Origin of the sequence: Chitinophaga sp. (assembly GCF_039596155.1) — a bacterium.
Taxonomy (GTDB): domain Bacteria; phylum Bacteroidota; class Bacteroidia; order Chitinophagales; family Chitinophagaceae; genus Chitinophaga.
Map to the genome: position 1 here is coordinate 103,647 of NZ_JBCNKF010000021.1, position 12,474 is coordinate 116,120.

General features: G+C 47.6%; 12 protein-coding genes. 5 read left to right on the top strand and 7 right to left on the bottom strand.

What is annotated here, in order from left to right:
- Nucleotides 1-157: 157 nt before the first annotated feature.
- Nucleotides 158-577 carry a hypothetical protein gene (locus tag ABDW33_RS20130; RefSeq protein ID WP_343691892.1) on the bottom strand — a complete coding sequence of 140 codons (420 nt, stop codon included), beginning with the start codon at nucleotides 575-577 and terminating at the stop codon, nucleotides 158-160.
- Nucleotides 578-1,003: 426 nt separating this feature from the next.
- Here ABDW33_RS20130 and ABDW33_RS20135 point away from each other — a divergent pair, with 426 nt between their 5' ends.
- The 3 genes from ABDW33_RS20135 to ABDW33_RS20145 all read left to right on the top strand — a co-directional run bounded on the left by ABDW33_RS20135 (nucleotide 1,004) and on the right by ABDW33_RS20145 (nucleotide 4,238).
- Nucleotides 1,004-2,845, top strand: coding sequence for a sugar-binding domain-containing protein (locus ABDW33_RS20135; RefSeq protein ID WP_343691893.1), 1,842 nt, complete (start codon nucleotides 1,004-1,006; stop codon nucleotides 2,843-2,845).
- A 56-nt stretch (nucleotides 2,846-2,901) separates the two neighbouring features.
- Nucleotides 2,902-3,150, top strand: a complete 249-nt coding sequence (locus tag ABDW33_RS20140) for a hypothetical protein (RefSeq protein ID WP_343691894.1) — start codon at nucleotides 2,902-2,904, stop codon at nucleotides 3,148-3,150.
- Nucleotides 3,151-3,299: 149 nt separating this feature from the next.
- Entirely contained in the window at nucleotides 3,300-4,238 is a 939-nt protein-coding gene (locus ABDW33_RS20145; protein WP_343691895.1) for a VOC family protein, read from the top strand.
- On the opposite strand, the gene ABDW33_RS20150 is transcribed toward ABDW33_RS20145, so the two are convergent.
- The 4 genes from ABDW33_RS20150 to ABDW33_RS20165 all read right to left on the bottom strand — a co-directional run bounded on the left by ABDW33_RS20150 (nucleotide 4,224) and on the right by ABDW33_RS20165 (nucleotide 9,159).
- Entirely contained in the window at nucleotides 4,224-5,825 is a 1,602-nt protein-coding gene (locus tag ABDW33_RS20150) for a sigma-54 dependent transcriptional regulator (RefSeq protein ID WP_343691896.1), read from the bottom strand. The genes ABDW33_RS20145 and ABDW33_RS20150 overlap by 15 nt on opposite strands.
- A 53-nt stretch (nucleotides 5,826-5,878) precedes the next feature.
- The gene (locus tag ABDW33_RS20155) at nucleotides 5,879-6,772 is read right to left on the bottom strand and encodes a helix-turn-helix transcriptional regulator (RefSeq protein ID WP_343691897.1); all 894 of its coding nucleotides are present in this window, start codon (nucleotides 6,770-6,772) and stop codon (nucleotides 5,879-5,881) included.
- A gap of 453 nt (nucleotides 6,773-7,225) precedes the next feature.
- The gene (locus ABDW33_RS20160) at nucleotides 7,226-7,939 is read right to left on the bottom strand and encodes an SDR family oxidoreductase (protein ID WP_343691898.1); all 714 of its coding nucleotides are present in this window, start codon (nucleotides 7,937-7,939) and stop codon (nucleotides 7,226-7,228) included.
- Nucleotides 7,940-8,067: 128 nt separating this feature from the next.
- A complete protein-coding gene (locus ABDW33_RS20165; RefSeq protein ID WP_343691899.1) occupies nucleotides 8,068-9,159 on the bottom strand; it encodes an alpha/beta hydrolase in 1,092 nt (363 codons plus the stop codon).
- A 96-nt stretch (nucleotides 9,160-9,255) separates the two neighbouring features.
- Between ABDW33_RS20165 and ABDW33_RS20170 the strand changes: the two genes are divergently transcribed.
- Both ABDW33_RS20170 and ABDW33_RS20175 read left to right on the top strand, forming a co-directional pair.
- Nucleotides 9,256-10,074, top strand: coding sequence for an SDR family oxidoreductase (locus ABDW33_RS20170; protein WP_343691900.1), 819 nt, complete (start codon nucleotides 9,256-9,258; stop codon nucleotides 10,072-10,074).
- Nucleotides 10,075-10,115: 41 nt separating this feature from the next.
- The gene (locus ABDW33_RS20175) at nucleotides 10,116-11,006 is read left to right on the top strand and encodes an AraC family transcriptional regulator (protein ID WP_343691901.1); all 891 of its coding nucleotides are present in this window, start codon (nucleotides 10,116-10,118) and stop codon (nucleotides 11,004-11,006) included.
- On the opposite strand, the gene ABDW33_RS20180 is transcribed toward ABDW33_RS20175, so the two are convergent.
- On the bottom strand, nucleotides 10,986-11,771 hold the full coding sequence (locus ABDW33_RS20180; protein WP_343691902.1) for a hypothetical protein: 786 nt from the start codon (nucleotides 11,769-11,771) through the stop codon (nucleotides 10,986-10,988). The genes ABDW33_RS20175 and ABDW33_RS20180 overlap by 21 nt on opposite strands.
- Nucleotides 11,768-12,466, bottom strand: coding sequence for an ABC transporter ATP-binding protein (locus ABDW33_RS20185; RefSeq protein ID WP_343691903.1), 699 nt, complete (start codon nucleotides 12,464-12,466; stop codon nucleotides 11,768-11,770). The genes ABDW33_RS20180 and ABDW33_RS20185 overlap by 4 nt, the downstream gene beginning before the upstream one ends.
- Nucleotides 12,467-12,474: the final 8 nt, after the last annotated feature.

The following is a 12,474-nucleotide window of genomic DNA, read 5'->3' on the forward strand; positions in this document are numbered from 1 at the left end:
GTGTATTTTGTGCCAAAGCCAGCGGAGTTGTCTGTCAGTGTCAGGGCTGTAGAAGTAAGCAACTACAGTGTATCCTGTTAATGCCTGATCATTGGAAATTGTTACACGTTTATCCCCCAATTATATACCGGTTGCGCTACCCATACCGATAATTAACTTATCCAATATTCCAGGTGTATTTTGTGCCAAAGCCAGCGGAGTTGTCTGTCAGTTTCAACGCTGTAAAAGTAAGCACCCACAGTGTATCCCTGTGATGTTGTGCCATCGGAAATTGTTGCATGTATATATCCTGCGCATCCTGTGTGTCCACAATGGTCACTATACCGGCATATTGCAGCCCTTTCAACTGCGCTACATCGCGGGTCTGGTCGCAGATGGTACCCACCACCTGGCTGTTTGCCAACATCATGATCCCATGTCTGGTATTGACCTCAGAGGTCATGAACACTAGCCTTTTCCGTTCATAATCTACCGCGTAGAACATATTGGCTGCCCAGCTATCTCCGTTGTGGAAGCTGGTGATACTGAGTACATGATTGGAACGGATGTAGTTCCAGATGATTGATTCCTGATTCATAGATACTATTTATGCCATTCAGTTAAGCGAGGTCTCCAGAGGTACCGATCGTTCCCGGCCGGACCGCAGGCCTGCCTGCACACGGGTATGCCGGTGACACCTGAGAATATTCAAAACGATTGCAGAGTCCTGTCATATAGCAATTGCCACCGTGCATGCGACTACCATTTGTTAGTAAACGCCCGCAGGATTATTTATACATCAGCGTCGCAACACACCTGTGAAAGCGTCTTCAGCTGTGCCGCCACCCTTTGGAGAGCATTCACTTCGTCATTCCATAGTTCAAAGGTCGTAACAAGCAGGCAGACTGTGAAGGACTAAAATGTGAAATAATAGGATTTTTCGAACATGGCTCACCTTTGCATAATATTTTATATCTTTTGCCTTCATTTATTTCATGCACGTTATTACTCAGATCACGATTTTATGAAAAAATTCACATTCTCCTTACTCATGTTGGGTTGCATGAGTTACGCTGCACATGCGCAGCAGAACAACTGGCATTTAATCAGGGACAGGATCGTTACACCATGGGCGGAAAAAGTAGACCCCAATCATCCTTTACCGGAATATCCACGTCCACAGCTGGTGCGCGACAATAACTGGAAAAACCTGAATGGCTTATGGAGCTACGCTATCACACCGCTGTCACAGGAAAAACCCACGAAGTATGAAGGTAGTATCCTGGTTCCTTTTGCCGTAGAATCGGCGCTTTCCGGCGTTGGACGCACGGTGGGTAAGGATAGTCTTTTATGGTACAATACGTCCGTCACTATCCCTTCCAATATGAAAGGCAAGGAGATCCTGCTGCATTTTGGCGCGGTTGACTGGCAGACCGAAGTCTTCGTAAATGGCAAAAGTGCCGGAAAACATGAAGGCGGCTTTGATCCGTTCTCTATCAACATCACCGCTCTCCTGAAGAGTGGTGCGAAACAGGACATCACTGTCCGTGTATGGGATCCTACCGATGATGGCCCTCAACCAAGAGGAAAGCAGGTGAATAAACCGGAAGGGATCTGGTATACACCTGTAACGGGCATCTGGCAGACCGTATGGCTGGAGGCTGTACCTAAAACATATATCGCATCTACAAGGAATACACCCGATATTGATCATCATACCATCAGCGTCAGTACGAATATAGAAGGAGCACAGGCAGGTGACCAGGTGAAGGTAGAGGTATTGGAGGGTAACAATGTATTGGCCACACAGGAGGTAGCACCGGCTGCTACCGCGGTGCTGACATTGCAAAACGAGAAGTTGTGGTCTACTACCCATCCTTTCTTATATGACCTGAAGGTGACGCTTATACGTAAAAACAAAATCATCGACGCCGTTAAAAGCTACTTTGCAATGCGCAAGATTTCAATGGCGCCGGATCAGAATGGCATTCAGCGTATGCTGCTAAACAATGAGTTTGTATTCCAGTACGGTCCGCTGGATCAGGGCTGGTGGCCTGACGGCTTGTATACAGCTCCCAGCTATGAAGCGATGGTATATGATATTGACCAGCTGCAGAAGATGGGCTTTAACATGATCAGGAAGCATATCAAATTAGAACCTGCTACCTACTATGCCTATTGCGATAAGAAAGGCATGCTGCTCTGGCAGGATATGCCAAGTGGTGACCTGGGCAATGGCTGGGAGAACAGGCCAGGCGTGCTGGAACATGGTACAGACAAGGAGCGTACACCTGAATCAGCAGGTTACTACCGTAAAGAATGGAATGCAATTATGGATGCCGCTTACAACTTTCCCTGTATAGTGGTCTGGACACCATTCAATGAAGCATGGGGGCAGTTCAAAACGGTGGAGATCACTGAATGGACGATGAAAAAAGATCCTACCAGACTAGTGAACAGTGCAAGCGGTGGTAACTTCTACGAAACGGGGCATATCATTGACCTGCACAACTACCCGGCTCCTGCAATGCCAAGGCCGGATGTATTTGGTAAAAAACAGGTATTGGTATTAGGCGAATTTGGTGGACTGGGATTGCCACTGGAAGGTCATACCTGGCAGGGAAATAAGAACTGGGGCTACCAGTCTTTCAAGAGTAGCGAAGAAATGTTTAAGAAGTATACCACCTTTACACAACGGCTGGCTGAGTTGATCCCGCTGGGACTTTCTGCGGCTGTGTATACGCAGACTACCGATGTGGAAGGAGAAGTAAATGGTTTCATGACGTACGACAGAAAGGTGGATAAATTCCCTGTACAGCAACTGGGTGAAGAGAACCGGAAGTTATACCAGGTAAAAGTTAAGTAGGTAATTCATAATAGGATCCACGTAAATAGTTTTACCTTTATGAAAAATATATTACCGTGGAACCAGGCAAATTAATCTTACCAGGGGAATCATTCTACCCGCTCGTGATGGAGCTTTTTGAAAAGAAAGAGAAAGCGTCCATACTGTATGATGATAACGGACCGACAAGAGCGGGTGGTATTATTGAAAGTGTGTATGAGAAGGAGGGTAAACACTGGCTCCGGTTGCAAGACCAGACAGAAATAAGGATAGATCAGTTGCAGGCAGTGAATGGTAATTTTTCTTCAGATTTTTCAACTTGCTGATATCGTAAAAGGCCTCTCGTTTTGGGAGGCCTTTTTTATTGGCGGCGCTCAATTATACCTTCCGGGATGGCTTTGTATTTTCATCGGTATTGTTGTATATTTTATCGATTTGATTATTATTGCCTCCTGTGAGATTTAAATTACACCCCATGAGTAAAAATCAACTTGTAACAGGTATACACCACGTGACAGCTATTGCCGGTAGTTCTCAAAAGAACCTCGAATTCTACGCGGGCATCCTGGGATTAAGACTGGTAAAGAAAACCGTAAATTTTGATGCAAACAGTGTGTATCATTTATATTATGGAGACGAAACAGGCACACCCGGTAGCATTATGACCTTCTTTCCTTACGATGGATTGAAGCATGGCCGTCAGGGAAAGGGCATGTTGAACACTACGGCTTTTTCTGTTCCCCTTGCGTCCCTGGACTACTGGCTGGAAAGGCTGAAACGCTTTGGTATTGCCTATAAGCCGCCGGTTGAGCGCTTTGAAGGAGAGCTGGCAGTTTACCTGGAAGACACTGATGGATTAGGGCTGGAGCTGATCTTCAATGACAGGGATGACAGGCCGGGTGATGCGCATTCCATTCGTGGATTTTATGGTGTGGAAATATGGGAAGAAGGGTATGAGCGTACCGCGGGGCTGTTGACTACCCAGCTGGATCATGTACTGATTGCAGAAAAAGGCAATCGTTTCCGCTTTGCAGCAAATGATAAACCCGGGAATTATGTAGACCTGGTATGCATGCCTGATAGTCTGAAAGGCTTAGCCGGTAGTGGTACCGTGCATCATATTGCCTTTACCACCCCGGATGGTGAGGCGCAGACAAATATCCGTCAGAAGGTGACCGGTATCGGATTGAATGCCACGCCAATACTGGATCGTAAGTATTTTCAATCTATTTATTTCAGGGAGCCCGGTGGGGTATTGTTCGAAGTAGCGACGGCATTGCCGGGTTTCAGTGTAGACGAGCCAACAGCGCATTTGGGAGAGCACCTGATGTTGCCGGCGTGGCTGGAATCGCAGCGTAGTACGCTGGAGTCCCAGCTGGCACCTATTAGCATTGACTTGTCAGCTTACAAGTAGTAGTTCTTTTTTGATATTTAATTTCTGCATTTTAGAAATCAGCGTGGTGGGAGGTAAGCCCAGCATGATCGCTGCACCATTGGGACCGGAGACCTTTCCCTTGCAGGTCTTTAAGACCTTGAGGATGTACTCCCGTTCCATGGCAGCCAGCGGAATGATTTCGAAGTTATCCGTTGTCTGTGCAGGTTGATGTACCGGCAGGTTGACCTGGTTGATGGTCGTACCTGTGCAGAGCAATACAGCTCTTTCAATGTGGTGTTCCAGTTCCCTGATATTTCCGGGCCATGCATAGTTCAGCAGGCTATTAAGGGCCTTCTGGCTGATATTGGTGACCTTTTTGCGTGTTTGCTTTGCATACCGGTGAATGAAGTGGTTGACCAGGACAGGGATATCTTCCTTACGCTGGCGCAGCGGAGGGAGGGATACCGGGAATACATTCAGCCGGTAATACAGATCACTTCTGAAGCGACCAGCCTGTACTTCCTTTTCAAGGTTCCTGTTAGTCGCAGCAATGATACGTACATTGACGCGGATACTGCCTTTGCCCCCAATCCGTTCTATTTCCCGCTCCTGTAATACACGAAGCAGTTTCGCCTGTAGTTCCAGCGAAAGTTCGCCAATTTCATCTAAAAAGATAGTACTGTTATCCGCCTGTTCGAACTTCCCGATGCGTTTTTCTGTAGCACCGGTGAAGCTGCCTTTTTCATGACCGAACAATTCACTTTCAATCAGGCTGGCAGGAATGGCAGCACAGTTGATACGGATCATTTCCTGATGGGCACGGGGGGATGCCTGGTGGATGGCTGTTGCCACGAGTTCCTTGCCCGTTCCGGTTTCGCCGGTAATGATGACGGTACTTTCGGCCGTTGCAACCAGGGAAATGAGTTTATATATTTTTTGGATTTCAGGAGAAGAACCGATCAGTTGTGCATGGTGGTGCTGCTGGTGTACATAAATGCTGCTTCCCTTTAATTGTTCAATTTCTGCCTCCTGGCGGGCTATTTTCTCATTTGCAAGAATATTGCTGATGCCCATACCCATCATGCCAGCAATCCCGGTAAGGAGCGGAAACTGATTGGGCGAAAATGCGCCGTATTCATCGGCATACAGGTATAGCAAGCCCTTGGCCTGATTGGTATTGCTGATCTTAGAGACCATCATTTCCCTGATGCCTGTATTGTGCCAGTGGATGATGTAAGGCGGCACGTTCTTATTGCGGATTAGTTTTTTCAGGTCAAATATGATAGGTTCTTCGGCAGCAAGCGCGATATTAAAGATACCGTCTTCGATATCATGTGCTTTGTGCATAATGGGACTTTCATCCACTCTTCTTTTAATGGTTCCTTCCTGTGTATGGAGAAAAGGGGAATGCGTCTTGCCATCCTCATTGATCAGGCATAGTGTATAATACTTCCCTCCAAACAGTGAAAGCAGTTGATCAGTGATCACGTTCCATAGTTCATCCCGTTTTTGAGCAGCAGCAATTTTGTTACTGAGGTAGAGCAAAGTTGACTGTTCTTTTTCCTTGATGGTAAGTTGCTCTAACAAGTGATTATGCGATACGGTGATAGGTTGTTTCCAATCCATAATCGAATGTTGCATTGTGACGATACAACGAAAGTAGTAAATCCCTTGCAGATTTAATAGCCTGATTTTCGAAATGCGAGCGGAGAGGTGTTTGTTTTCTGCCGGAATAATTTGTTAAAAGATTGCGGATGTTCGAATCCTAACTGGTATGCAATTTCTGCAATGGTCGCATCGGTGGTAGTGAGAATCTCTTTGGCTTTTTCAATGAGCTGGTGATGGATGTGCTGCTGCGTACCCATGCCGGTTAAGGATTTGAGCATATCGCTTAAATAGCGTGGGGTGAGCTGCAAGTGGTCAGCAACTTCCTGTACGGTAGGAATGTGGGAAGACGTATCAAAAACTGCGGATATATACGTGTTCATCTGACATATAATATCGTTGAGGGGGATTTTGCGGGTGATGAACTGCCGGTTATAAAAACGATTACTATAATTTAATAATAGGTCAAGTTGGGAGACCATTACATCATGACTGAAATGGTCAATGTTGTTTTCTAATTCCAGCAGCATGGCATCGAAAATGGCAGCGATGATTTTCTTTTCTTTTTCGGAGAGATAAAGGGCCTCGGCTACGGCGTAAGAGAAATAACCATATTGTTGTATGGTTTTGGCTAAAGGATAGCCGCGTAGAAAATCGGGATGGAAGAACAGGGTGTATCCATCATAGTCGGCTACATCGCTGGTTGGAACGGAGAGTTGGTGAGGGCCTGTGAAGGAGAGACCACCTTCTTCGAAATCGTAGGTACCCCGGCCATAGGGGATTTTCCCCTTGAAATCAATTTTGAATGAGACTTTATATAGCGAGGTAATGACACCGCGGCCAATGTCTTCGGGTTTCACAACTATATTGCCGGTAGGCACCAGTGCGATCAGCGGATGCTGGGGCGCCGGGAGACTCAGGCGCTGGAGCAATGATGATATGCTGGTGATGGTGATGGGCGATTGCATGGGCTGAAGCTACGAATTTTATCGGGTCGTGAAAGGTTGCGTGCAGGAACATCCCGGGCTGTAGCGGGGGGCGGACAGTTTTTGTCCGGTTCCCTGAGCCGTGGGATAGATTGCAAAGACATCCCGGGCTGTAGCGGGGGGCGGACAGTTTTCGTCCGGTTCCCCCAGCCGTGGACACGCCGGGCTGTAGCGGGGACGGACAGTTTTTGTCCGGTTCCCCTGCCGTGGTCAGATTGCAAAGACACCCGGGGCTGTAGCGGGGGCGGACAGTTTTTGTCGGTTCCCTGAGCCGTGGGATAGATTGCGAAGACACCCCGGGCTGTAGCGGGGGCGGACGGTTTTCGTCCGGTTCCCCGAGCCATGGGATAGATTGCGAAGACATCATTAGCCGCGGTGGTATTTAGACAGGTGGTCTTATAAAAATATCCCCTGCTACGGTAGCACGTGACACTTTTATTGAGCGGTAGGCCGGATCACAATGTCATTGACATCTACGTCTGCCGGCTGGTCAATGGCAAACGCGATGGCACGGGCAATAGCATCCGGGGTGATGGCGATCTGTTCTGCCCGGGCGCTCATTTGCTCTCTGAGAGCCAGATTGGTCATTGAATCGGAGAAGTTTGTTTTGATAAACCCCGGCGAAACATTGGTTACCCTGATGGTCGGGCCCGCTTCCTGCCGCAGGATATCTGCCACCGTACGGGCTGCATTCTTGGTAGCGGCATAGACAGCCATACTGGGTACGTTTTGCAGTCCGGCAGTAGAGAGCGTATTGATAAAGTGACCGGAGTTTTGCTTTCTGAATACCGGTAGTGCCGCAGCAATGCCGTACAATACCCCGCGGAAGTTGACGTCGATCATGGCATCCCAGTCTTCTACGCGCAACTCATCCAGGGGAGAAATGGGGCCAATTCCTGCGTTATTGATGAGTACATCCAGGCGGCCATAATGATCGATTGCGAATTGAACAAAGTCAGCGAGGTTATCTCTCTTTTTTACATCGAGCGACATATAAATACCGCCGGTACGATTGGCAACTTCGGCGAGTCTGTCGGTTCTGCGGGCGCCTAAAACCACTTTGGCACCCTGGTCGGCCAGCAGCAGGGCAGTAGCTTCGCCTATGCCGCTGCTGGCGCCGGTGATGGCGATTATTTTATCTTTTATCATACGACAAAGGTGCGGCCTTCGCAGGTGGTAGTAGTAGCCAAAAATGTAAAATGTGTAGCCAAAATGTAATGCTACTTTAGCTGCAGTAGCAACCGTTTTTAACTGGAAATATTACCTGGTCGCCATTATCATTTCGCTGCCAGCGGCCGGACATACTTAACCAGGCTTACCAGCAGCTTCCCCGGCTCTTCAAACATCAACAGGTGGGAAGAATTTTCAAACCAGATCCCTTTTTTGACAGGCGCTTTCACCGCTTTTAACCACGTTTCAGTGGGCGCATTGGGCGTGGTGTAATCATGCCGGCCCATGAACATAAAAACTGGTATAGGGAACGATTTAATCCCTTTCAAATCCACCTCCAGGAATTCTGGTAATATTCTGCTCAGGGTAAACAGGTTGCCATTATCAATCGCATCGACGTCTTCAAAACTATATTCCGGGGATATAAACGGCCCTGCGAAGAAATAGCGGGATGAATTTCGGTAAGCGCTCAATCCACCATAATACTGCGCCCATTTCCTGGCGATGATGATCTTTTCTCGTGTAACCGGCTGATCGCCGGGATAAGGCGCGATACTTTTTAACTCAGTCAAGGCGGTATCGTTGTGGTGTTCCCGTGCGGTGTTTGCGGCATATTCATAGCTGTAATGCTCATTTTCCCGGGTATTGATCACCTGCCCTATACCAATGTAGGCATAGAACAGATCCGGCCTCTTTACGGCTGCCTTCATGCCGATAATCGTTCCCCAGCTATGCCCCATCAATATCACTTTCTTTTTATGATACCTTTTAAGAACCGCAGCTGCAATGGCAATGGCGTCGTTGACATAATTATCAATGTGAATGGTATTGGCAATGGAATCCGGATCTATATTCAGAAATGTTCTGCCTGCACCGCGCTGGTCATAGGTGACCATCGTAAAATACTCCTCCAGCGGCCGCTGGTACATCCACATCACAGGCGAGATAGGGGAGGCCGGGCCTCCGTGGATGAACAGGATGATGGGATTGTCTTTGTCTTGCCCGCGGGTATACACGCATTGATTAACACCACCCACAGGAAGGGTGAAATTTTCCTGGATGCCATTGGGACTGACAATCCTGCCAAGATCGGAGAGGTATTGTCTGGCGCGGCTGAGGCCGGGTTTGAGACTATCCGGTTGTGCAAAGAGTGATAATTGAGTGAATAGTAATAGAATGGTCCAAACTGTTTTATTCATAACTCGGTTTGATTTATACAAGTAATGGTTTCATGAAGACAATTTTCCCCCTGCAGCTGTGGCTAATTTTGTCTTGTTATCAAAAACAAACAAATCATGAACAAGACAATATTGATCACCGGGTCATCTGCCGGTATTGGAAAAGCCGCTGCACAGTACTTTGCTGCAAAAGGTTGGAACGTAGTTGCAACCATGCGTTCACCGGAAAAAGAAACAACATTAACGGAATTAAGTAATGTGCTTGTCACCAGGCTGGATGTACAGGAAAAGGCTGATATGCAGCGGGTGATCGCTGAAGGTATTAAAAGATTCGGAAAAATAGACGTGCTGTTGAATAATGCGGGCTATGGATTGTTTGGCCCGTTCGAACTGGCTACGGATGCTCAGATCAAACAGCAGTTTGACGTGAATGTGTTTGGCCTGATGCACCTTACGCAGGCTATATTGCCGCATTTCAGGGCAAACAAGGCGGGAACGATCATTAATGTATCCAGTATGGGGGGGCGGATTACTTTTCCGATAGTGAGTTTGTACCATGCGACTAAGTTCGCCGTAGAGGGGTTTTCTGAATCACTGGCATATGAGCTGTCCGCCCTGAATATAAAAGTAAAGCTGGTAGAACCCGGTGCTATAGTTACCGGATTTGATGGGGCGGCTAATTTTACCGGGAACCCTGACATTACTGACTATGATGATTTTGTAAAGGGATTCCTGGAACTCTGGGGATCTAAAACCCAGGAAAGAACAACAGCTATGCAGGTGGCAGAGGTGATCTATGAGGCTGCTACAGATGGGACTTCCAGGTTGAGATACGTGGCGGGTGAAGATGCGAAGGAACTGCATGGGATAAGGATGTCGGGGGAGGAGCCTTACCATGCCTATATGCAAAAGCACTGGATGCCTGCGCATGTTTAATAGATGGTGTGATGGTGAGGTGTTTTCTGTAAATTCGTATTATGAAAAAGCCTGAGTCAATAGAGGATTTCTATATAAACAGAGCTATCAATAGCCAGCCTTTAGTATTTAACCTGCTCCGGTACGATGATTGCCTTCGTATGGACCCGCAACCGTACCGGCGCAGGGATTTTTACAAAGTGAGCTTTATGCGGGGCCGAACCCTCCTGCACTATGGCGATAAATCGCTTGAAGTGAACGGGGACGCCCTGGCTATATTCAGTCCTGACATACCATATACAGTAGATATGCCCGATGGTCCTGCCATTGGGCAATATTTCATTTTCAAGCCTGCTTATCTGTCAGAATATTTCAGGAGAAATATTAAAGAGTTACCCTTATTTGCGCCGGGTGCACACCCGGTATATGAGCTGGATGCAACACAGGCGGCGGCCGTTGCAGGGCTCTTTGACCGCATGGCGCAGGAGTTCGATTCAGACTATGCGTACAAGGATGACCTGATCCGTAATTGTATTATTGACATCCTGCATTATGCCATGCGCATGGAGCCGGTGGCAAAGCGGTACCAGCATACGGATGCCAGTGTGCGTATTACCAGTGTATTCAATGAATTGCTGGACAGGCAGTTTCCGATTGAAAACCTGAGCCAGCAGTTTGAGTTGAAGTCGCCTGCAGATTTTGCAGCTCAAATGGGAGTGCATGTCAATTCACTCAACCGCGCCCTGCGGACGACTACGGGTAAATCTACCTCCAATCTGATTGCGGAGCGACTTGTAACAGAAGCGACGATTCTACTGAAGCATTCGGAGTGGAATGTAGCGGAGATCGGCTTTCGTCTTGGTTTTGAAGATCCTGCCCACTTTAGCCACTTTTTCAAAAAACACACGGGGCAGGCACCTTCCGGGTTAAGGTCAATCCCTGTCAATGCGTAGGGATAGGCCGAGAGTGGCACTGAATCCCCTGGAATTCTGTTCATAGATTGGCTGCGCTTTTTCGCTGAGGGGGATGGTGATGATCGTCCAGCTGGTTTTAGCATTGTTGTCATAAAACTGATACCTGTTCACGAAGTTCCTGCCAATACCTGCATTCAGCACCAGGCGTTTGACAAGGAGCCATTCCAGCCGGCACATACCTGTCCACTGATTATTGCGCAGAAATGTTGTTGCCATTCTATAACTACTGGCTTCGCCGGTGATCTCTAAACCGGCGCTGACAGCTTTGTTGATGTGGTACATGACCTTAGGCCGGATAGGGAATAAACCTGATATTGTCCATTTATCAGAAGGCTCATAGTTTACATCTAAGAAGGGAATGAGCTGGTTGCCGAAGAATTGCCTGTTGTACATCATGCCAATTCCGGATTTTACCTTTGCAGAGTGTTTATACATGTACCGGAACCCCGCGCCGTAACGCCATCCCTCATTATATCTACCTCCTGTTCCGATGAGCACCAGCGATTGTCTTTCTGAGAACTCAAATTTGTAGAAGAGTTGCATGGCCACAGACTGTAGCGTATGATCTTCCAGCGTCAGGTGGCGGTATATCACGTTGCCGAGTGTATGATTGAACAGTGGGAAGGCGACATTCGCATTGATGGTATGGGCACTGTAATCTCCGCTGTCATAGGTATAATTAATCCCCTGTGCATATAGGCTGCTACCTGAAAGGCATGCAAAAGCAATGATGACATACTTCATAATTCATGTGGTTTACGGTCATGACTGATAATCACACCATCTTTCATTTCGATAATACGATCGCTCTTTGCTGCGAAGTCATTATCGTGGGTTACTGTGATGATCGTTTTGTTATGTTCGGCTGCCAGCTGTTTGAAAATATCGAATACCACGGCAGTATTGCGGCTATCCAGGTTGCCTGTAGGTTCATCACCCATAATGATTGCCGGCTCATTGATCAGGGCGCGGGCAATAGCCACACGTTGTTGTTGGCCCCCTGAGATCCGGGACGCAGTTTTCAATGCCTGGTCCTCAAGTCCCAGTGTTTTAAGTTTTTCGTAAGCGTTATGTTCGATCTCTGCCGGTGAACGCTTTTTCAGACGCAGGGCAGGGATCATCACGTTTTGCAGACATGTGAAGTCAGGCAGCAGGTAGTGAAACTGGAATACGAAGCCAAGGTGTTCGTTCCTGAAGGCAGCGAGTTTGTTGACAGGACTGCCGGTGACCTGCTGTCCATTCAGCATCAGGTTGCCTGTGTAGTCTGTATCCATGGTCGACAGGATATACAGCATGGTGGATTTGCCTGAGCCGGATTTTCCGATGACAGATACAAACTCTCCTTTCTGTACTTCGAAACTCACCTCTGATAAGACCTTAAATTTCTCCGGTGTATAGAAATATTTGCTGATGTTGTCAGCTTTCAATGCGATGCTCATCTCAATAA

Bases quoted from the DNA above. Each gene is read 5' to 3' on its own strand.
- ABDW33_RS20130 (WP_343691892.1), bottom strand. From the start codon at position 577: ATGAATCAGGAATCAATCATCTGGAACTACATCCGTTCCAATCATGTA.
- ABDW33_RS20135 (WP_343691893.1), top strand. From the start codon at position 1,004: ATGAAAAAATTCACATTCTCCTTACTCATGTTGGGTTGCATGAGTTAC.
- ABDW33_RS20145 (WP_343691895.1), top strand. From the start codon at position 3,300: ATGAGTAAAAATCAACTTGTAACAGGTATACACCACGTGACAGCTATT.
- ABDW33_RS20150 (WP_343691896.1), bottom strand. From the start codon at position 5,825: ATGGATTGGAAACAACCTATCACCGTATCGCATAATCACTTGTTAGAG.
- ABDW33_RS20155 (WP_343691897.1), bottom strand. From the start codon at position 6,772: ATGCAATCGCCCATCACCATCACCAGCATATCATCATTGCTCCAGCGC.
- ABDW33_RS20160 (WP_343691898.1), bottom strand. From the start codon at position 7,939: ATGATAAAAGATAAAATAATCGCCATCACCGGCGCCAGCAGCGGCATA.
- ABDW33_RS20165 (WP_343691899.1), bottom strand. From the start codon at position 9,159: ATGAATAAAACAGTTTGGACCATTCTATTACTATTCACTCAATTATCA.
- ABDW33_RS20170 (WP_343691900.1), top strand. From the start codon at position 9,256: ATGAACAAGACAATATTGATCACCGGGTCATCTGCCGGTATTGGAAAA.
- ABDW33_RS20175 (WP_343691901.1), top strand. From the start codon at position 10,116: ATGAAAAAGCCTGAGTCAATAGAGGATTTCTATATAAACAGAGCTATC.
- ABDW33_RS20180 (WP_343691902.1), bottom strand. From the start codon at position 11,771: ATGAAGTATGTCATCATTGCTTTTGCATGCCTTTCAGGTAGCAGCCTA.
- ABDW33_RS20185 (WP_343691903.1), bottom strand. From the start codon at position 12,466: ATGAGCATCGCATTGAAAGCTGACAACATCAGCAAATATTTCTATACA.